Origin of the sequence: Marinifaba aquimaris (assembly GCF_013328345.1) — a bacterium.
GTDB lineage: Bacteria > Pseudomonadota > Gammaproteobacteria > Enterobacterales > Alteromonadaceae > Marinifaba > Marinifaba aquimaris.
Map to the genome: position 1 here is coordinate 93212 of NZ_JABULX010000011.1, position 20459 is coordinate 113670.

Consider the following 20459-nt stretch of genomic DNA (forward strand, 5'->3'; position numbering starts at 1 on the left):
TGTCGGTTATAACGTTGACTGTATATTCATAATTTCATCAACCAGTTGTTGATTGATTTTGTCATCTACCAGTGATGGGAATAAAGAGATATAAACTTGATCATCAAAACTCATATTGACGACAAAAACTGGGCGGTTGATTAAAGCAGCACCAGTGGCATCAATTGGATCAACGTTTACGCCACTAATATGCGCGACCGATTCACAGCCGTGTAAGTAATCTTTACCCTGTAAAAAATTGTAGTTATTCCAGTTTGTGATGATGTAAGAGAAAGGTTCATTCGCCGTACCAATAACCTTTTGCTGGGCTAAATCTTCAACTAAATCAAAACAGGTCAAATTAAGCTGTGTTTCTTTAACTTCAACTATGTAGTCGTTAATAGATTTAGCTATGTCGGCAAGTGAAATATGACCATCCGTACTTAAAGGTACAAAGCCAATATAATTACCGACATGATTGTGCCTATCATCATTTGGGATAATATCGACAACCATTTTTCCGGCAATAGTTTGCTCTTTAGCACCTTTATCATTGGTCTGATTTAAGTTGTAAATGGCTTGATGTATCAGGGCATTGATAATGGCGTTTTTCGATACTTCTGGGTACTGTTTACGGCAAGCACTAATCGCACGTGTTAAATCAAACTGACAATTGACGGGCTTTCTATATCTGGCTTTAAAAGGTGGCAATAGTGCATCCATCTCATGGACTGATACGCCATAGCCACCATCATCTGCAACGGCTAAATTTTGTAATCTATTTAAGTTATTTTCAGTATTATAGTCAGCATTTTTTAGCTGACGGCTAATTGCTGCTGCACTGTCTGTTTTTAGCGATTTGGCAGATAGTTCCGCAGTATGTGCTAATTTATCATCACCGGCTTTTACGGCATTGTAGTGTTTAACAATTAAATCAAATACGTTTGCAGAGCTTCTGGCGTCGACAAATTCGTGAGAGTTAAGCAGGGCAATAATAAACTCATCGTTACCTGAAATGAGCACTAAATTAAAAGGGTAGTTATTACTCGATTCTCGTATTTCAAATGCATTGGCCGATAAATCGCTAAAGGCGCTATCAAGATCATCCGCTTGAATGTGGTGAAACCGCTGTTGGTATTGAGGCTGATGCTGCCAACTAAAACTATCTTGGTCTCGGTAGTTAAGCTGGTGATTAAACTTAGCAATGTTATCAACAATTGCTAAAAAGCTTTGCTCTAATTGCTCTGCATCTATGGTGCCTTTAAACTGATAGCCAGCATTAAACAGTATTTCAGCTCTGCTCATTAGCCCTTCTAAATACAAAGTACCAATTGGTGAGGGGCGGTTAGTGGACTGTTCCAAAGTTGTTACCTCAATAGTTATTATTTTTTCAAACACCAGCGTTAAATCTGACAAATATTACATATACCAATATAAACCAAGCCATATAAAATTCACTGATTTTTAAGTGAATTTTCTGAGTAAAAAGTTACAAAACGTATCAAATACAAAACGATATAAATTTTTACAGGCTGTTATTTAGGCATAAAAAAACGCGACATAAAGTCGCGTCTTTTTAGTACTTACCCAATTAGCCAGGTATATATTCATAACTAGCTTGTAGGCCTAATGGTATACCCACAGACCAATACAGGAGTAAGAAGATTGTCCATACTACTAAGAAGGACAAGGCAAACGGTAACATCATAGCCGTTAATGTACCGATACCTGCAGATTTAACATAGCGCTGACAGAAAACCACCACTAATGGGAAGTAAGGCATTAAAGGTGTAATGATATTGGTGCTTGAGTCACCAATACGGTACGCCGCTTGTGCTAAGTCTGGCGAGATGCCTAGCTGCATTAACATCGGAATGAAAATAGGCGCCAATAATGCCCACTTAGCGGATGCAGAGCCAACAAATAGGTTAATAAAGCCTGTTAAGAAAATAATGCCCGTTATTGTCACGCCTGCTGGTAATGACATGGCTTTTAAGAATTCAGCCCCTTCTACTGCTAGTAAAATACCTAAGTTTGATTGGCCAAATGCATAAATAAACTGAGCGATGAAGAACATGATCACTAAATAGTAACCCATGCTTTCCATGGCTTTACTCATACCAGCAACAAACTGTTTAGTATTACTAATGGTACCTATGGCAATACCGTAGACTAAACCAGGGATTAAAAATAAGAAGAAAATCAGCGGTACAATTGACTTCATTAATGGGGCAGAAAACGCTGTTAATGAACCATCGGCCGCGCGCCATGCTGAATTTTCAAAAGAAGCGGTAATGACTAAAATAGCAATACCTACACCTGTTGATAATAAAGCCCAACGAAGCGCTTTACGCTCATCATCTTTTAATGGCTCCATTGACGGTAAATCAGATAAATCACCGTCTAATTTGTTTTTTTGTAATTTAGGCTCAACGACTTTATCAGTGATAAACCAACCTAATGAGATGATTACAATTGAAGATAAGGCCGTGAAGTAATAGTTATTTAGTGGGTTTAGCGTAATGCTTGGGTCGAGAAGTTGTGCACCAGCTTGAGTAATGCCTTGCAGCATAGGGTCAACCGAAGAAGGCACAAAGTTAGCTGAGAAACCACCTGACACCCCAGCAAAAGCGGCTGCAATACCGGCAAGTGGATGTCTACCCGCTGCATAGAAAATAACCCCACCGAGTGGAATCACCAATACATAACCTGCATCAACGGCAGAGTGGCTGACTATACCGACCATGATGATCATTGGTGTTAAAAGCCATTTTGCAGTGACAGCCATTAACGCTCTAAGGCCAGCATTGATAAAGCCTGAATACTCAGCGACACCAATACCTAACATGGCTACTAATACCACACCTACAGGGTGGAAATGAGAGAAGTTAGTGACCATAGATGAGAAAAATTGTGCCATCGCAGCACCAGATAGCTGGTTGTTGATGACCAACTGTTCGCCTGTTCTTGGGTCGATAACATCAAAATCGATGCCTGATAATGCCCAAGAAATAACCCATACAAAGGATAGTAATAAGATAAATAAAGCAGCTGGGTCAGGGAGTTTATTACCCCAGATCTCTACCTTATTCAGTACTCGTTGCAAAGTACTGGTGTTAGTTTGTTCCATATACAAGCCTTTATTCTATTTATAGCTAAGATATTTCACAGTGTAACAGCTTATTTGACGAACTTAACCCTATTGCAAAAGAGTAGTCGCTTGCCCAAACGGGTAAATAGGCAAGCATAATTGACATATAATGTCTTTGTGAGGATATAAGAGGCTGGTGTATTTAGCCTATTTTACGCTGATCGACTAACAGTTCTTTTAACAGTGCAACGGTATTATCGGCAAAGGCATTAGATGCAGTCGGTTTTTGGTCTTTCAATAAATACGAAAGTGAAACGGGTAGAGGCTTGGGTGCATGGACTAGCTCCATTGCCCATGCATTAAACGCACGTGTTTTGACTGGATATTTAAATAACAAACGTACATCTTGATGGCGCGAGTCGACTAAGATCTTTTGATAAAGTGCTTCTAGGTAGCTTTTATCACCTTCTAATACTTGAACAAAATGATCACCGTTATAGAGCAGAGCACCTGTGACACCATTTTTAGAATTCTTAGTTTTAGAATTGAGTACCAAAGCACTCAGTGACTCGTTGATTTTATCTTGTTGATCTTTACAAAGGCTTTTTAGCTGGGAACAGCTGATGTAACCGATTCGATGAAGATTCTCTGACATACATACTTCCAGTTATAACTATTCTTGCATTTACGAATACGATCTAAATTTAGTTCATCCAACGTATAAATTACATTAACTAATAATGAGTTTAGAACATGATGTATAAACGTTTGGGTTATTTGGGCTTAATTCCTTTTGTTGTTTTACTGTTGCCGATTGAATTTTCATTTTTGCCAACAGACAAATCTCAAGTGTTCTTGAGTTACAGTAGTGTGATATTGGCGTTTATGGCAGGTACATTGTGGACCCGGTTACTCATCTTTCAAGCGAGGTTAAGCCATCAACTTTATAAATCCTTGCTCATTGTTACCAACCTGATTGCGATAGTGGCTTTTCTCAGTTTATTTTTATTACCAACTGCAATCGCGCTAACGGTTAATTTGTTGCTGTTTTTGACGCTGTATCTAATTGAGCAGCACTGGGTATTTGTTTTGGAACTTGAAAGTGAATACTTAACAATGAGGAAAGTTTTAAGTTTTGTTGTCTGTACTTGCCATGCATTTGCATTGATGGATTTAACGTTACTAAGCTAGTGATTATTTGCTGTAAAAGCGTGTTTGGCGTTATCCAAATGATGATTTTACTAAGTTAAATCAGGAATCATCACAATGGGTTTTAAATTCAACACTGTTGATAAAGTTAGTGAACTGGCCCGAAAATTTAAACTAGGGATCAATCAGTTAATTAAAACCCACTCTATGCATAGTCCTGGCAGCACGAGCAGTGAAAGCCCTATTGAAAATCAAGGTGTTGAAGGCTCTGATTTTATCGTGTCTAAAGGACAACTTACATTTGATGCCGAAGGTAGCGAACATCCAGGTCCATTTTATAGTCGTTTACCCCATGTGCCCTCTAACTATTCAGGCCTAACAATAGGCAGAGGCTATGATCTTAAGCTTCGAAGCGCCCAACAGGCTGAATACGATTTAACGAGGGCAGGTCTTAAACCTGACCAAATTAATACCCTTTGCCAATTTGTCGGTGATCACGGACAAAAAGCGGTGAAAAAACTCAAGCAATGTGGTGATATAAATCAGCTACAGATAACAACTTTGCAGCAAAAGCGCTTATTTGAAATTGTCTATCAAGAAATAGAAGATGACGTTTATCGAATTTGTCACAAAACGGATGTCATTGAGAAATACGGTAAGACGAATTGGCAAGATTTAAATCCCTTAATCAAAGATGTGTTCGTCGATTTACGGTATCGAGGTGATTATACACCGTTAACGAGAGGTAAAATCCAATTGTCGATTACAGATAATCACCTTGCAGCATTTATCAAAGAAATGACTGATGAGGGTTTTTGGCGGGGCCGATTGGCTGTCCTTAAGGGCAGATTTGATAGGCGCGTAAAGTACCTTTCTTAACGCGCCAAATAGCAATGTTACTTCAATGTTTGTTTAATACTTTGGTAAGTTTTTTGCGCCTGTTCTAACTCTTTACTACCAAAGAAACCTTCAATATCGGCTAATAATTTATCAGCACCTTGTTGTTGGTTATCGTTAGCAATTTTAACCCATGCATAAGCCTGATATAAAAATGCTTCATCTTGAGCTTGTTGTGCATGTTTAATATTGGCAATAGCTAGGTTTAATTGCGCGACAGGTAAATCAGCTCTTGCACCTTGTTCAAAGAGTTCTATTGCTTTGAGATATTGTGCACTTTCCAATGCTTTTAGGCCATTTTCAAAGGCTTTTATCGCCTCTGGTGAGGTTTTATAAACCGTATCCGATACACCATGTGTTTGCTTGTTTTGACCAATTATTTGCCCTTGCTCTTCGGTCGTATTGTCATAGACTTTTTTCCATTTGGCGAGTTCGCTGGGATCGGCTTCAACAATTTCCGCGGCTTGGTAGATATCAACTAATTTCAACGCTGCAGATTTTGAACCTTGTTTGGCTACCTGCTTTAAAATGTTAATCCCTTTTTGCTTCATTTTTTTATCTTGATGATCGAGTAAAGTAGCCGCGTAGTTTTCACCTGCAGTCATATCGCCCTGATCATAAGCGGCTTCTAACCATTTTCTGGCTTTAGCAAGGTCGGCATCTCGACCTAAACCCATCATATAGATTAATCCAAGCTGCGCTTGAGCTTGTGGGTGATCTTGTATCGCCGCTTTTACAAAGTAATCATGTGCGCGTTGATAATCTTGATAAACAAGATCGCCATTAAAATACATGCCTGCTAAAAGAGCCTGAGCATTGGCATGTCCTAAGTCTGCGGCTTTTCTCAACCATTTAACTAAAGCTTTGTCATTAGGTTTAATACGCTTACCTTGATAAAGGGCTGATACCAGATCGAGTATCGCAGGTAGTTGATTATAATTAGCAGCAATTTCTAAATACTTTTTATATTCCGCATCGTCTTTAGTCAGCATCGCATAGCGATAAGGCGCTTCTTTATGACCTGCATCAGCAGCATATTTGAAGTACTTTAATGACGCTTTTTCATCAACTTTATGACCTTCAAAACCCGAATTTAGTGCTGCCAATAAAAAAGAGGCTTCTGCAACAACCGGGTTTTCTCGTGCGTAATAAGGTTCGACCACTTCTGTTAAATAATGAACCGCCTTGGTTAAGTCTTTATCAACACCCTGTAAACCAAAGGTATAAATATGGCCAAGTTGATAGGCAATTTTGTCGTCTAATTTAGCTTTTTCTTCAAAGTGCGCTAAATCAGCAGCTGATAGTGTAGGTTGCGCAATACTTGAAGGAGAAAACGCAAGCATGCAAGCAACTAAAGATAAGATCTTGAAAGGTTTCATCTCTTGTTCTTATTATTTTGTTAAAAAAATGATCATGCCTTTTACAAAATAAAAAGCAAGTACAAGTTAATGAGAACACAGCAGAATGAAGCTAACGCATACGCTTGTCGGCTAAATTCTGCAAAATATCGATCACACTTTGGTAATTGTGTTTTTGCTCGGCGTTTAATGTGGGGGTAGATAAATCAAGTGTATGTTTCATGTCAGACAATAGATCGACACTGCCTGTTTGTTCAGTGTTCATTGATAACGGCGCGCCCATTATCATCATCTCGGTTGTGCTTAATAAACCCGCATCAAATAGACCTTGTGTAAGTTGATTGATTTGCTGCTGATTGATATTCGTCACGTCATATTGCTCGGCAAATGTTTGCCACTTTTGCTCTATATTTTGTCCGTCTTTACTTAACGTAAATGTATCGCCAGCATTGGCGCTTGCTGAGCTGTCATTCTGAACGTTAGGTTGATTGGCTGGGGTATGCGCTGTATAGGGTGATATCTGATTATTAATGTGCATATAATTTCCTTATTACTGCCAACTTGGCTACAAAGAAGTGTGTTGTCAGTAACAAGGAACAAAGCAAATAAAATACCAGTATCGATTAATTAATCTACATCGGTGGTAAAAATGTGATTAAGGTTCTCCATAGCGGTTGTTGCCCTAGAGGTTAAGTCTGCTTGAATATGGCTAAGGTCATCATTGGCGGCAAAATCTAAATTGCGGCTGTGATACTGCAAGCGCACTGTACAGTTAGTATTATTTTGCTCAAACGTCATCGTCATCTGTGGTAACAAGCCAGCTAAATCGCCCTGCGTAATAAAGGCTTTGTTGCGCTCAGCTTCAACTACTTCGATATTTAATGCGACATTTTGCCCTGCAATGATTAAGGCTTCTTGGTAACGCTTACCGATAGCGAGATGATCTTGTTTATCCACTGATTTAATATCGACAACCCCTGGAAACCAATTTCCGTAATTTTCCATGTTGGTCATATAGCTATAAACCACATTAACAGGCGCATTAATTTGTGTTTCTACTTTAGCAAGTTCAATCATATTACCTATTCCATATTGTCTTGTTTGGCAAAACTAATCTAAAGTAATTGTTGTTTAACAAAAATTGAAATATAAGTAATCTCAGCTTAACTAAAAGTTAATAATGGGCAGAAGGATGGCAAAATTTAATCAATATCAAGCCTTTGTGACGGCTTTCGAACTGGGCAGCATCACCAAAGCTGCGAGTATGTTGAACCTATCTGTACCGGCAATCAGTAAACAGCTGAATCAACTAGAACAAACCCTTAATGTTCAGTTGTTTTTAAGGTCTCATAAAAAAATTGAGGCCAGTGCGGCAGCCAAACAATTCTATCCTGAGTGCAAAGCCATTTTAGAGGCGGTCAATCAGGTAGAGGCTAAGCTAATCGATACCGATAACCGTATTGCTGGTTCACTTAAAATTACTATGTCGCAATCTTTAGCGCGCTCTGTGGTGATGCAATCTATCCATCAATTTGCGGCAAAATATCCTGATGTACAATTTACCATTATCTATACAGATGATGTGTTGGATTTACACGACCAAGCGCTTGATTTTGCTTTTAGGTTAGGCACATTACCCGATAATAGTTCACTATATGCTAAGTATTTATTCGACGTTAATTTAATGGCCTGTGCCACCCCTCAATATTTAGCAAGTTGTGACCCTATACAATCTTTCACCCAGCTCGGTGGGGCTAAGTTTATACTGCCTAACCAATTGAACCCCAATGGCGATGTGAAGCAATTTCTCAATCAGCAACAATTTGACTTTAAGCAATCGGTGGCTCATTTTGTCAGTGATTGCACCGCTGTGTACGACATGACAAAAAATCACCTAGGCATAGGTTTGATGTTAGATAAAAACATAGAAAATGAAATCGAAAGAGGGGATTTAGTGTCTGTTCTTTGTGAGTACCATTTACCGAGAAAAAACTTACACCTAGTCAGTAAAAAAGCAAATTGGCAAAGTAATACCCACAAAGCTTTTAAAGCCTTTATCAGTGAAAGGCTCAGTAGTTAACCAAAAACTAGGTTATTCTTCAGTGACTGGCTCTGTTAGCGAAGAGCGGCTGAGTATTTCAGTTTCGAAGCCATCAATACTGTGCTGGTTTTTCTTCGCCCAATATTTATCGATACCGGCTTTACCTTGCTTGATTGACCAGTTAGCAAGATCGTCGCGATCGTTCTGATAATCAAAGTAGGGTACAGACATACCACAAGATGTTTGTACTAATTCGATTGATTGCACATAAATTTGACGAGATGCCACGCTAGGCTCAAATAAATCAATGTAGTTATGCCAAGCGTCATCGCCCTGATGAAGCACTTTAGCAGGGCCATAAGTGCGTAAGATCATAGGCGCACCTTCAAATGCACAAAACATAATGGTCATACGATTGGTGTTATACAAATGCGGTGCAGTTTCATTGCCACTACCGGTCAAATTAAGCCAAGCAATGGTGTTATTATCAATGACACGTAATGTGTCTCCACCTTTAGGTGAAATATTCACGTGTCCACTTTGGGCGGCGGTACCTACAAAGTAAATTTTCTGTTTTTTGATAAAATCGATGTGTTTTGGCGCAAGTTCCTCAAATTGCTTTCCCATGGGCTGTCCTTATAAATCCATTATTTAACGTTGATTTTTGGTAACAATAACAAGCAACTAAGGATCAGCGCAAATATTAAACCTGTATCAAAATGGGGAAAATGGACCAAGATTTTATTAGCAGGTGTGAATCGGGCAAATAACTCGCTGATGTCGGCTGCCACCAAGCCAATGTAACTCCAACTGAGAAAATAAAAATGGGCGCGAATGTTAGCTTGTTTAACGGCAATATATCCGGCTGTTAAGGTAAAAAGGCTGATTAGCGTCAGCCAATGAAAATGGTTCCAAAGACCTGTTAAATTATAAATACCTAACGCCGTGATATTTAAACCTAGCATGGTAAAGAAAAACAACCTGCCGAGCCAAATATGACCTTGAGTGCCTTTTCGCTTTAAAATTACCCAGGTGCCTGTTAATAAAGCAATGCTCGCTAAGACAGTGTGCAAAGTTTCAATAGACATACGCATCATTCCCTTGATTTGTTACTTTGAAACTGTAGTGGCAGATAATTATTAGACTTATCTGCTTGCGATAAAATGCCTGATATTTGGGAAAAACAAGATTAATACCATTTTACTGGCACAGATATTTTTATGTTTTTCTATGCTGATAGATAACAGCCTTGATTAACGGCTGTAACAAAAATATAAAAACTAATAGCCGTTAGGTAAATATAAATTGGGATGGTTCTATCTGTCGGACGTTTGTTAAATTTACCCCATACAAACTGCACAACTACTATTGTCAGGCAAACAGGTAAAATAAGGAAAAACCAAAAAGAGCTGATAACAGCTAAAGGTATCCACCACTGGCTCGATAATTCACACAAGGTAAAATGGCCAACTGCCAATAAAATTGAAAAGAGCGCCTGATAAAGGCTTGATAAGTTAACGGTTTTGTTCATATTTGTGCGAGCATTCGATTATTCTTGCTATAAATGCTTAGCTTTCATTCTTTTTCACTAAATTATAACTTGTTACCTGTCATCCCTTCAGACTATTTCATTTTTCCCTCGCTTTAAATATGCAAACGCCATTTAAATAGCTTATCGAGTAGTAGGGCGGGTTTATCCGTATATGACTAAAGTCCGTAATCACCCTTTAGCGTAAAATATTCAATAAAATCAATTTATTAAAAAAACTAAATGGATATTTGACACCGTAACATAAATATTACAATATTAACCTTGCAGTAACATCAGGATAAAAAATAAACAATTAAAAAAGGGCAAAGGATAATGAAAAAATTACTATTACCACTTTCTTTAACAATCGCTTTAGCAGGTTGTAATTTTGACGACAGATTACAATTAGCTTTTGAAACCAAGCAAAGTGAACAAGTACAATTTAGCGCGGGTGATACTGGTTTAGTTATCATTGATGCGCAACAAGGTTATGTAATGGATAGCGATGATTTTTGGGTTAAGTTGTTTTACCCAGAATTTCCAATTCCTGCAGAAAATGTCGACCCACAGCTTCACAGTAATATCGACCGTATTGCGCAATTAGCGCAATCTGCCAACGATTTGGATTTTCCAACCACTATCACATATGAAGCGTTTGAAACAGAATTTGGTTTAGAGTACTCACCGTACCTGGCTAATATTGAAAGTGCTTTAGATGAAAATACACAGTCTTTTTTCAAGCAAACGTTTAATGCGACATTAGAAGATGACATGCGCGCGTCTATGCAAGCATGGATTGATAAAGGCATTAGTCGAGTTGTCGTTGCGGGTGCTGAAACCGATGTATGTGTGATGCAGACAGTATTAGGTCTAAAAGCGATGGGTTTTGATGTTTATGTTGCAAGCGATGCCACTTTCTCGACAGAAATTTATAAGCGCCCAACTTTTAAACGTTTACAGCAAGCGGGTGTTAAGTTAGCTGAAACACATGAGATTATTGAGTCGATGAATGCAAAAGACGAGCTTATTTATAGCCCTCGTTATGCAGTAGGTGAGCGTAAAGACCTACATCAAGCTAACCGCCACGAAATGGCTTTTGTTAATTTTAATATGGATGATGAAAGCATTAAAAAAGCCGTACATGATAACAAGCCAGCGCTCGATTCACGCCTAATTTCACTCGGCTTAGAGCAAGAGTTTTTATTCTCGAATTTACCGAGCTATCACATTAACAAAAAAGGTAAAGCTTACACCACTAAATACCGTTCAAACGCTAATGTTGAGTCGGTTAGAAAAGTTGATCGCGTTATCGCTAAAATGACTCGTGAAGGTAAAACACAAGCGGTGATTTCAGGCGTGGTTTCGCAACTTGGTTTATATGATGCGATTATCAAATTCACTGCAGCGGGCATCACGCCTATTATCCTAGAAGATGCGGTGATGGGCTCAGATGTAGACCCCATTCATTACCTTGATTACATGTATCAGTTGGGTGCGGTGCCAAGCACGCAAAAATCGACAGGTTATGAGATGTATGTAGAGTTGATGTTAGCCGACTTCACTGAAGAAGAAGTTCAGCGCTATTATGAAATGACTGAATTAAACGAGCGTGTTATCCCAGAAGTTTACCCACGTTTACGTTAATTCTTTTTGTGGTTATAAAAGGTTAATAACACAGGTTATTAACCTTTTTTCGTTTAGAAACGGTCAGCTATTTAATCAAATGGCGTTAAATTTAAGCTTAAATCATCTGCCATCAGGTTACCTTGATGATTAAACGGTTTTTGTTGTTTAGCTAAACTAACTATATCTTCAATGGTAAATTCAATCTCTTGGCCGAAACATGCGGTTGCCACTAAGGACCGTATTTGGCCATAACTCACCGGTAATTTGGCTGCTTGATAGCTTTGCTCATCACAAAATATGCCACAGGCAAAGTTAAGCAGTTCTTCACATTGGTAATGTGCTTGTAACGCTTGGGCTACCTGATGAATGCGATAATGTGTTTGAACACCATTAAGTTCAATTAAGGTAAAGGTTAAATCATTAGCCAGTGTGCGAATAATATCTTCGTCACTTAACATCACTTGATCATCTGCCATTTATCCTCCAAATCAGTACTGCATTTTTTAAACATAGATGCTTTTAATTAAAGAATAGTAGCTAATTAGTTTGCATACGTTTCGCTTAACTCGTATTTGTCTTTTTAAATTAATTCACCTTGTTATAGAAAATTGTTATCTCAAAACAACTTACAGCTTATCTATAATGAAAATTTAACAAAAAAATAACATACAGGGATGTGATATATGCAATATTTGCATTGTATTAACATGATGTTAAGTACCTGAAAAACTTAGATTAATACAAGATAAATAATATAAACAACAAGGAATGAAAAATGAAAATGTTATTAATTTTGGCGGCTTTAATACTTGCTAGTAGTCAAGTATTTGCTGCTTCTAAGTCTGTAAGAGTTGTATACATTACACCTTCAGATGCTGGTTCACTTGATCGCTCTGCGATTGCAGCAGAGGCTGTAGAGCATAATCACCGCATTTGGAGTAATAATGGTGCAAATTTCCGTTATGACAAAATTGTTAAAGTAAACAGTAATTACGATAGTAATTGGTTTATCAACAACAGCAATACCTCTTTTGGTGACTCTAAATGGTTCTGGATGGCTAATGCTTTTAGCGAAGTGAAAAAAGCTTATCCAGATGCGGTATTAAACGACCCTAATCATAGATATATCATCTTTTTAGAGGTATATAATGCTGCTTCAAATTCTGGTGCTGCAGCGGCCGCAGCACATGGTGTGGCAGTTATGCCAAAGTGGATTATAGATAGAATTGAAGGCAGACATTTTGCTGAAGTAGGTTCTGTCGGCCATGAACTAGCACATACTTTTGGTATGCCACATGAAGATTGTACTGATGTGGGTGAAACCTTAGGTATTTTGTGTAATGGCGATTATCCAAATGTGGAAATGGATGAACACCATTATTCTCGTATCTTCAGTGACCACTACAAAGATTATTTTTATGAAGAGCCAATAGATTTGTTCACAATTGGCAAGAATAAGATCCTTAAAGGGACTATTCATAAAAAAATCCCGAATCTTGATATCAATGCTTGTGCGAAGGCGTGTTTAAATGACAATGTTTGTAGCTCGATAGTTCATTATAACAATACTTGTGAGTTCAGAGATGGTTCGCTTGATAATGCCTGGGACTTCAATAATTACGATTCAGCGACGTTAAAAGAACACAACCACCTTGCTCCTTATGCACAACGTGAAAACAAGATTTTAGCAGGGACAATTACCAAATCTGTACAAGGTTTAGAGTATGAAGAATGTGCTAACCTTTGTACAAGTGATCACCAATGTGACTCTTTTGTTTATGGCGGCAACAAAGTTTGTGATTTTAGAAAAGGTACGTTTGATAGCGCTTGGGACTTTAACGGTTATGATTCTGCCATAAAGAACCTCAGTGCAAGTAATAAATTCAGACTTGATCGCCATGATATTATTAATGGCCCAATTTGGAAAAGAACTCAGGGGCACACACTCAATTCATGTGCTCAATCTTGTCAAAATGACCTAAATTGTTCGGCATTTATACATCATGAGCAGACTTGTGAATTTGTAGACGGAACACTAGAAGACACTCGTTCAGCGCCATTCTGGAGTATTATTAATGTGTGGCAAAATAAAGCTTATACATCGGGTGCTAGAAGACACCTATAATTAATAACAAGCGCCATTAAGTTAATGGCGCTTTTTTATCTATATCAGAAACATAGTCCTTCAATGTATTTAATGAACTGTGTAAATTAATAACTTAATTATCGTGTCAGCGGTGATATATCTTCAAAGTCACTCATCTAATTGAGTAATCTCTTGACTATTTCTATAGGAATTTCTCTAAAGTCTAATGTTCCTTTAAGCTTTTGAGGAAGAGTTCTTAAGTCAGCAAGGTTATAAACCTTTTTATAAGAGTCTTTATCATTATTTTTATGATAAAGAGTTACTCCTTTGTTAGATTTTACCTTTAGGTATCTGGTTTTATGGCACACCGCTATTGTCCCACTGTCTTCAATACACTTCTTTAAGATATCTTTAACATCGGGCAAGAGGGTGTACTCAGTACAATATACCCTGTATATCTTCATATTAGGTCCAATAATATTGTTCAACCAAGCTTTGGCTGCCAATAGACGGTGATTACCTAATTTACAAAAATAAACATCAGCGATATAACCTACGTGTAGGTCATTAGTAGAGCCTTCTGCCGGAAAGTACCTTTTCTTCTGTTTTGAAATAAAATATTGAAAAATTTTAGCTTTGTTCTGATCCCAGCTTTTACAATGAAGTTTATATGTTGATGTTCTCCAGGTATCGCCTTTAGCTAGGATATCTCTGTCAGTCTCGCCAAGAGAAATCACATCCTTGATCGGTACGTCTTGATAATGACTAGATTCAGAATAACTCAACACATCAAAAATCTCGGTAGGTATTATCACTTCATCCATGATGCATTCTTTTTTAGCTTCTCGTGCCGCTTTGTGGATAATTTCCTTCACTACTGTTTCTGACATCTAATCTCCTAAATTGTCAATTCACTATGGCTTATTCAATTTCACACCTTAGAATGCGGGAATAAAATTTAAAATGAAAACAGCAGTATAAGATAACTCAATAGAATGGTACCTAGCCATGGTAGGGATGTGCATATGTACAGAGCGGCTAGTAAAAGGTGAAGTTTTTAGCTGATTTTGTTTGGAAAGGTGGCAGATTTGGAGTGGAATATACCCTACGGTAATAAAGTAAGGCGAGCCGTGAATAAACACCGGCTCGCCCCATCGGTTGTTTGATTACCAGTAGTGAACAGTGTTGGTTCTGTAGTTTTCAAGTTTACCTCTATAAGGACAAGCTCCAACTGATTTGTACTCTGCACCTTGGAAGCTTAGATATGAGTGGAAGTAAACTAATTCCCAAGTGCAGTTGTCCGCACTAGCCGTTGAAGAGAAACCTGCTAGTGACAAGATTGCAACTGCCAGTTTTGCTGATAATAACTTTTTCATTTCTTATTTCCTTTAATTTCTTCTTTTTAGGTTGTTCCACATACAGTGGAGTCGGTTCCAGAGCTTAGCCCTGAACTTTTGAAGCAAGCTTCAAAATCGGTTTCAGCCATTTACTCAAAAATACTGTTGCCAAAAGTTAGTCCTTTTTTGTCTCTGGCCAGATAAATGGTTGTAGACTTATTTTTTCTATCAGGCATTGCTATAAAATGTGTTTCAGCCAATGCTTGTTGGTTATTTTTCAGCGCCATGTTTAAGGATTGGGCAGCTAATGCCAGTTGCTCATCATCAGCGGTAGATATCGTTAATTTGCATTGGCTACTTTTACATTCGATCTGGTTGTAAGTTAAGTTACTCAAATATTGGTTTTGTTGGAAAAGCTGCTCTAGTGAGTTCTGCTGATTGAATGCCCAATCAGTATCTATATTTTCTTTTTCGAAGGTTTCATTCAGCTGTTTAATGACACCATCGCCATTCTCATTTTCGAATTGCTTGGACCAATTTCGGAATTGCTCTATTTTTAATTTTGCTCTTTCTATTTCTACGAGAGAGGTTGTTTCTTGAACTTCGTCTTTAAGCTTGTCGCTTATGTTGCTTGGGCTCTGGCTTGTGCCTAATTGGGTTGCGCTAACACGAGTTTGAAGAGAGTTAGGCACTTTAACTACTGAGTTGTTGTCAGCATTAGACAGAGATGAAACTAGTTGACGTAGCCTCTTAAGCTCTTGCTCTTTCTGCTTAAGCAAGTCACTTTGTCTTTCTACTTTGTCGATAAGTCTATCGTTTTCAGCGTTATTATTGATTTTAGCCAATGCAGCTATTGTCACTGAAATTGCAACAAAAGCAGCTAATAAGGTGATTGTTAATGTCTTTATATTTGTACTCATTGTGATGCTTTAGTAACCGGAATGATGTATTTACTAGCAGAAAAAAAATGGGAATGGAATTTTATTGGGGGTTTATGGTAGAAATTTGCTAGTTTTTAATTGATTTGTATATGTTTAGTAGTTTTGTAACCCAGAGGGCTGATCTTTCATTTTGCTTTCATTTGAGTTTGGTTAATTAATACAGTTGGCTTGTTTAGGATTGCGCCAACTTTCAAACTGCCATCCGATCTTTTTATACCAGTATGCCTGACTAAACTTTGGCAAGTGTATTACTTGATGAATTATAGTCCTAAAAACCATTAATCCAGAAAAGCGCCATTAAGCAAATGGCACTTTTTTAATATTGATATCAATGACGTTAGCCGCAGTTAGGTATATACCTAAATAGGCTGAGTGGCAGGTCGAATGGGTTTGACCGTTTTATCACTTATCATAACGCGTGAACAGGTTTTACCGTGACCTAGCACATACTTGAGTGTTGGATACACTCTGGTACTGCTAATGGCTAAAGACAGTGCCACTAAACCTTGTTGGCCAAATTGTTTAATAATTTGCTCTCTTAAATCATCGGCAAGGGGCTCTCGATTTAAACAGGCCTCAGTAAAATTGACTATCAAGGCGATATCTTCAGGCAAATTGTTCATATCGAGTGCGATATCAGCAGCTAACATACTATCTTTAACGCCTGCCTCTTGCGCCATTTGTACCATCAACTGAGTGCATGGGCCGCAATCATCTCTGATTATTGTCCTAATTTTTGCAGCAAATAGCTGCTCGGCTGATAAGTTTGCTTTATGTGAAGCCATCATTTGAAACGCTAGGTATTTGATAAAAGCACGGGTATCAGCGGACAACATATCTTGCATGTACTGAGCATCGTAGTCATATCGATGTTGCATGCTATTAATTAACTTATTAAGGATAAATTTGAGCATTTTTATTTCTCACATCTTGTTATGAATTTACAACCATTAGGCGGTTTTTAGTTGTCGCATACTCGCACTGACAGCACTTTTACGAACCGGGCCTATCATCAGTATCAGGCTAAGTGCAAACAGAAGTGCGCAAGTAAATAACATTGAATAATAGTTATTTTCAGTGACTAGGGTCGATGCCAACATAGGGCCTGAGGCAAGTCCAATTGAAGAGACAACCGCAGATAAAGTGGCAAGGCGACCAGATGCGTCCATTTCGCCTGCAACTGCAAACAAATAACTGTTTATTGTTGGCCAGATAAAAAAGGTAATGACATGGCCAAGATAAAGACGCCTGCACTCAAAGGTGCATATACCATGATGATCGCAGCGATGATTGAAAAACATGAACCTGTGGTTAACCAGAAAGTACGACTCGCAGCTTGGCTTTTAAACATAGGGATAATCGCACCGAGTAAACCTAACATGCCCGTTGTAGCCACATAAAGACTGACATCAGCTATTGGGATATCAGCTGCCGCGCCAATTAGACTAACATAAGCCCAAATAGCACTTGCCGCTGTTTGGAATAAGATGATGGCGAGCATCAATAAACTGGCTTTGATAACAGTGGATTGCTGTTGTTTATCAGCAGCTTTCTTATCGTTTGAAAAACGAATGCTTGGCAGCAATAACATTAACAACAGGCTTAAAAGACCAATACCTGCCATAATGAAGAAAATACTGTATGCACCTTGGACTAGCTCTAATATAGGTGTGTAGTAAATGACTAATGAACCGACCGTAAATTGGATAAACAACAAACAGCCAAATGCTCTATCAGGGTTAGCAAGCCGGCCTAGTACTGAAAAGGCAATGCCTAAACTTACCCCGCCAAAAACACCAGCGAATAATCGCCAAATGATGAGGCTTTGGTAATCAATAAACCATTGGGTGAAAAAATCAAAAGCAACAAGTGATGCTAAACAAAGCATCACTATGGGCTTCCAACTAACTCTGCTGACGATAAATACCGCCAATACACTGCCGATTAAGCCGCCATAGCCATTCATTGCAACAATTTCACCTGCTTGCGCTGGACTAGAGCCAATGCCAGTTGCTAACGCACTGACTAGTGCTGGTAAAAAATTGACATAAGACAACCCTGCCATCGTGATAAATGCCAAACTGGCATATCAAAAATGAGTGCGTGTCTTTTTTTTCAGTTTGTGTGCTCTGCATTACATTTTTCTCCTAAAACAAAATAGTGCAGATAAGCTTAAAGACTCCTTTGTATAGAAAAATATGTGTAATCGCCTTTTAGACATGAATATTATTCATGAATAAGCTTGGTATACTTTAAATATGGATAAATTTCGTACTTTAGAATTATTTCTTGCCACATGTGAGCAGGGAAGTTTTGCAGGGGCTGCAAGAGAATGCGGTACTGACCCTTCTACTGTTAGTAAGGCCATCAGCCGGCTGGAAACTGAGTTAGGGCTGACATTATTTCAACGCTCAACCCGTAAGTTAAGTATCACGCTAGCCGGGCAAGAATACGCCCAAACAGCAAAAAATAGTTTAGATGCCATTTTGCGCTGTGAGGCGAGTCTTAAGCATAACAACGATACGCCCTCTGGTTTACTGCGTATAAGTACTGCAGTTTGCTATGGTCATTTGTATTTAAGGCCATTATTGAAGGCTTTTTGTTTGCGTTATCCCGATATTCAACTCGATCTAGAAATAAGTGATATGCATGCAGATATTATCGAAAAAAATATCGATATCGCGATCAGAACGGGTTTTGTAAAAGACAATCGATTAGTCGCAAGGCGATTGAGCCCGATGGATTTTCTTATTTGTGCTTCACCTGATTACTTAGCTCAAAACGGATTACCAAAGTATGACAAAGACTTTGAACAACACACTTGGATAGGTTTTCGCATTAAACAAACTCAACAACTTCAACCTATCTTTTTACCTAATAGCGAAGGTGAGTATGGTTATTGTGAGTTATCTAGGCAGCATATAACTGATGACGGTGGATCGATGGCACCACTGTGTATTGATGGTTTTGGTTTTGCGCAAATGCCTCATTTTTTAGCTAAAGAAGCGTTAGAACAAGGCAAGTTAGTGTCTGTTTTTCCTTCTTTTAGGCCGCCGGAACCAGAAAATGGCGTATTTGCCATTTACCCAAAGCGTGAATTTTTACCCGCAAAAGTCAGAGTGTTTATTGAATTCATCATTGAACATTTACAGGAAATGGGCGAGGGTAGTTATCATACTTGGGCGCAAACGCTCAATACATAAATAAAGGTCGCAATGAAATCAGTTTTTCACTCATAAATCTGTAAGTAACTATTTTTTAACATTATTTTGCGTTTTAACTTACATACTCAGCGACTAAACGTATCTAGATGTGCAATTGTCGCACAAGTACCTATAGTAAAGTCGAGAATAAAAACGATAAAAAGGACTCGAGCATGAAAAAAACAATTAAAAGTTTAGCTTCATTATTCTTCATTCTTCCTTGTACCGACCTTGTTGCAGAAGAATCAAAATGGCCAAACAATGCTAAAGCCGCTGTTAGTCTAAGTTACGATGATGCTCTGTCATCGCAAGTTGAAAATGCGATCCCCGCGCTCAATAAATATGGATTAAAAGGCTCATTTTATGTGACGCTATCAGCCCCTGGGTTTAGAAAGCATGTCGAACAGTGGCAGCAAGCCGCTAAAGATGGTCATGAATTGGCAAATCACACGGTTTATCATGGCTGTAATGGTGAAGAGCATGATTGGGTAAGACCAGAAGATGATTTAAGTAAACGAACTGCTAAAGAATTAGTGCGTGAAGTTGAAACGGCCAGTGTGATGTTAAATATTCTCGATGGTAAAACAGAGCGTACCTTTACTGCACCTTGTGTCGACCCAATGGCTGGTGATGAAAACTATGTTGAGCAGCTAAAAGGTCAATTTGCTGGCATGAAAGCGAGCTATTCTGTTTATCCGATCCCTTACAATCAAATCAATATAAATGATGTACCCATTTGGGCGCCAGTGGAAGTATCAGGTAAACGTTTAATTCAATATGTAGAAGCGGCAGCTAAAGTAAATGGCTTAGCCAGCATTACTTTCCATGGTATTGGTGGCGATCATTTGGCGGTTTCCAATAAAGCCCACGAAGAATTACTAGCTTATTTAGTCGAAAATAAAGAGACCTACTGGGTAGATACGTTTTTGAACATTAGTAAACATGTGGAAAAAACTAAAGCCAACAGTAAATAAAGATGACCCATCCTAGTATGGGTTGACACTTTTTTGATTAAAACGCCTGATGAATTTCATCGGGCGTTTTGTATTTTAAGGCCGAATGTGGCCTTTGTTGATTATATAAATCGACTGATTGTTTTACCATTTCCCTTGCCTCATTTAGGTTATTTGGTTTCATTAACAAGTATTCGTTTTTAAGAATACCGTTTACTCTCTCAGCCAGTGCATTTTGATAGCAGTCATAACCATCTGTCATTGAAC

The 20459-nt window shown here is 38.3% G+C and carries 24 protein-coding genes; 7 read left to right on the plus strand and 17 right to left on the minus strand.

What is annotated here, in order from left to right:
- Positions 1-6: 6 nt before the first annotated feature.
- The 3 genes from HR060_RS09120 to HR060_RS09130 form a co-directional block, all read right to left on the minus strand.
- Positions 7-1341: a hypothetical protein gene (locus HR060_RS09120; protein WP_174199994.1), complete on the minus strand. Its 1335-nt coding sequence runs from the start codon at positions 1339-1341 to the stop codon at positions 7-9.
- Between the two features lie 229 nt (positions 1342-1570).
- Positions 1571-3109 carry an AbgT family transporter gene (locus HR060_RS09125; RefSeq protein ID WP_174199995.1) on the minus strand — a complete coding sequence of 513 codons (1539 nt, stop codon included), beginning with the start codon at positions 3107-3109 and terminating at the stop codon, positions 1571-1573.
- 163 nt (positions 3110-3272) lie between these two features.
- Positions 3273-3725, minus strand: a complete 453-nt coding sequence (locus tag HR060_RS09130; protein ID WP_174199996.1) for a BLUF domain-containing protein — start codon at positions 3723-3725, stop codon at positions 3273-3275.
- A 98-nt stretch (positions 3726-3823) separates the two neighbouring features.
- Between HR060_RS09130 and HR060_RS09135 the strand changes: the two genes are divergently transcribed.
- Together HR060_RS09135 and HR060_RS09140 are read left to right on the plus strand one after the other, a co-directional pair.
- Positions 3824-4261: a DUF3429 domain-containing protein gene (locus tag HR060_RS09135; RefSeq protein ID WP_174199997.1), complete on the plus strand. Its 438-nt coding sequence runs from the start codon at positions 3824-3826 to the stop codon at positions 4259-4261.
- Positions 4262-4336: 75 nt separating this feature from the next.
- A complete protein-coding gene (locus tag HR060_RS09140) occupies positions 4337-5098 on the plus strand; it encodes a lysozyme family protein (RefSeq protein WP_174199998.1) in 762 nt (253 codons plus the stop codon).
- 17 nt (positions 5099-5115) lie between these two features.
- Here HR060_RS09140 and HR060_RS09145 read toward each other — a convergent pair whose 3' ends face one another.
- The 3 genes from HR060_RS09145 to HR060_RS09155 form a co-directional block, all read right to left on the minus strand.
- The gene (locus HR060_RS09145; protein ID WP_174199999.1) at positions 5116-6495 is read right to left on the minus strand and encodes a tetratricopeptide repeat protein; all 1380 of its coding nucleotides are present in this window, start codon (positions 6493-6495) and stop codon (positions 5116-5118) included.
- Positions 6496-6586: 91 nt separating this feature from the next.
- Entirely contained in the window at positions 6587-7012 is a 426-nt protein-coding gene (locus HR060_RS09150) for a hypothetical protein (protein WP_174200000.1), read from the minus strand.
- Between the two features lie 89 nt (positions 7013-7101).
- Positions 7102-7551, minus strand: coding sequence for an SRPBCC family protein (locus HR060_RS09155; RefSeq protein WP_174200001.1), 450 nt, complete (start codon positions 7549-7551; stop codon positions 7102-7104).
- Positions 7552-7666: 115 nt separating this feature from the next.
- Between HR060_RS09155 and HR060_RS09160 the strand changes: the two genes are divergently transcribed.
- A complete protein-coding gene (locus tag HR060_RS09160) occupies positions 7667-8554 on the plus strand; it encodes a LysR family transcriptional regulator (RefSeq protein WP_174200002.1) in 888 nt (295 codons plus the stop codon).
- A 12-nt stretch (positions 8555-8566) separates the two neighbouring features.
- Here the strand turns inward: HR060_RS09160 and HR060_RS09165 are convergent, their stop codons facing one another.
- The 3 genes from HR060_RS09165 to HR060_RS09175 all read right to left on the minus strand — a co-directional run bounded on the left by HR060_RS09165 (position 8567) and on the right by HR060_RS09175 (position 10046).
- Positions 8567-9142: a pyridoxamine 5'-phosphate oxidase family protein gene (locus HR060_RS09165; RefSeq protein ID WP_174200003.1), complete on the minus strand. Its 576-nt coding sequence runs from the start codon at positions 9140-9142 to the stop codon at positions 8567-8569.
- Between the two features lie 20 nt (positions 9143-9162).
- Positions 9163-9603, minus strand: coding sequence for a DUF2306 domain-containing protein (locus tag HR060_RS09170; protein ID WP_174200004.1), 441 nt, complete (start codon positions 9601-9603; stop codon positions 9163-9165).
- 140 nt (positions 9604-9743) lie between these two features.
- Positions 9744-10046, minus strand: coding sequence for a hypothetical protein (locus HR060_RS09175; RefSeq protein WP_174200005.1), 303 nt, complete (start codon positions 10044-10046; stop codon positions 9744-9746).
- A gap of 333 nt (positions 10047-10379) precedes the next feature.
- Here HR060_RS09175 and HR060_RS09180 point away from each other — a divergent pair, with 333 nt between their 5' ends.
- Positions 10380-11690 carry a cysteine hydrolase family protein gene (locus tag HR060_RS09180; RefSeq protein WP_174200006.1) on the plus strand — a complete coding sequence of 437 codons (1311 nt, stop codon included), beginning with the start codon at positions 10380-10382 and terminating at the stop codon, positions 11688-11690.
- Between the two features lie 71 nt (positions 11691-11761).
- Here HR060_RS09180 and HR060_RS09185 read toward each other — a convergent pair whose 3' ends face one another.
- Positions 11762-12148, minus strand: coding sequence for a DUF6559 family protein (locus HR060_RS09185; RefSeq protein ID WP_174200007.1), 387 nt, complete (start codon positions 12146-12148; stop codon positions 11762-11764).
- A gap of 299 nt (positions 12149-12447) precedes the next feature.
- Here HR060_RS09185 and HR060_RS09190 point away from each other — a divergent pair, with 299 nt between their 5' ends.
- Positions 12448-13797, plus strand: a complete 1350-nt coding sequence (locus tag HR060_RS09190) for a PAN domain-containing protein (RefSeq protein WP_174200008.1) — start codon at positions 12448-12450, stop codon at positions 13795-13797.
- A gap of 137 nt (positions 13798-13934) precedes the next feature.
- On the opposite strand, the gene HR060_RS09195 is transcribed toward HR060_RS09190, so the two are convergent.
- From HR060_RS09195 to HR060_RS09220, 6 genes are all read right to left on the minus strand, one after another.
- Positions 13935-14648: a hypothetical protein gene (locus HR060_RS09195; RefSeq protein ID WP_174200009.1), complete on the minus strand. Its 714-nt coding sequence runs from the start codon at positions 14646-14648 to the stop codon at positions 13935-13937.
- Positions 14649-14924: 276 nt separating this feature from the next.
- A complete protein-coding gene (locus HR060_RS09200) occupies positions 14925-15134 on the minus strand; it encodes a hypothetical protein (RefSeq protein ID WP_174200010.1) in 210 nt (69 codons plus the stop codon).
- A 110-nt stretch (positions 15135-15244) separates the two neighbouring features.
- The gene (locus tag HR060_RS09205; RefSeq protein WP_174200011.1) at positions 15245-16015 is read right to left on the minus strand and encodes a hypothetical protein; all 771 of its coding nucleotides are present in this window, start codon (positions 16013-16015) and stop codon (positions 15245-15247) included.
- A 380-nt stretch (positions 16016-16395) separates the two neighbouring features.
- Positions 16396-16950, minus strand: a complete 555-nt coding sequence (locus HR060_RS09210; RefSeq protein ID WP_174200012.1) for a hypothetical protein — start codon at positions 16948-16950, stop codon at positions 16396-16398.
- A gap of 36 nt (positions 16951-16986) precedes the next feature.
- Entirely contained in the window at positions 16987-17226 is a 240-nt protein-coding gene (locus HR060_RS09215) for a hypothetical protein (RefSeq protein ID WP_174200013.1), read from the minus strand.
- A gap of 8 nt (positions 17227-17234) precedes the next feature.
- Positions 17235-18101, minus strand: coding sequence for an MFS transporter (locus HR060_RS09220; RefSeq protein WP_174200014.1), 867 nt, complete (start codon positions 18099-18101; stop codon positions 17235-17237).
- A 193-nt stretch (positions 18102-18294) separates the two neighbouring features.
- On the opposite strand from HR060_RS09220, the gene HR060_RS09225 reads away from it, so the two are divergent.
- Complete coding sequence (locus HR060_RS09225) at positions 18295-19239, plus strand: LysR family transcriptional regulator (protein ID WP_174200015.1); 945 nt, start codon at positions 18295-18297, stop codon at positions 19237-19239.
- A gap of 173 nt (positions 19240-19412) precedes the next feature.
- Positions 19413-20213 carry a polysaccharide deacetylase family protein gene (locus HR060_RS09230; RefSeq protein ID WP_174200016.1) on the plus strand — a complete coding sequence of 267 codons (801 nt, stop codon included), beginning with the start codon at positions 19413-19415 and terminating at the stop codon, positions 20211-20213.
- A 37-nt stretch (positions 20214-20250) separates the two neighbouring features.
- On the opposite strand, the gene HR060_RS09235 is transcribed toward HR060_RS09230, so the two are convergent.
- Positions 20251-20459 (minus strand): integrase core domain-containing protein (locus HR060_RS09235; RefSeq protein ID WP_174198709.1); only part of this gene is annotated, 209 nt, incomplete at its 5' end.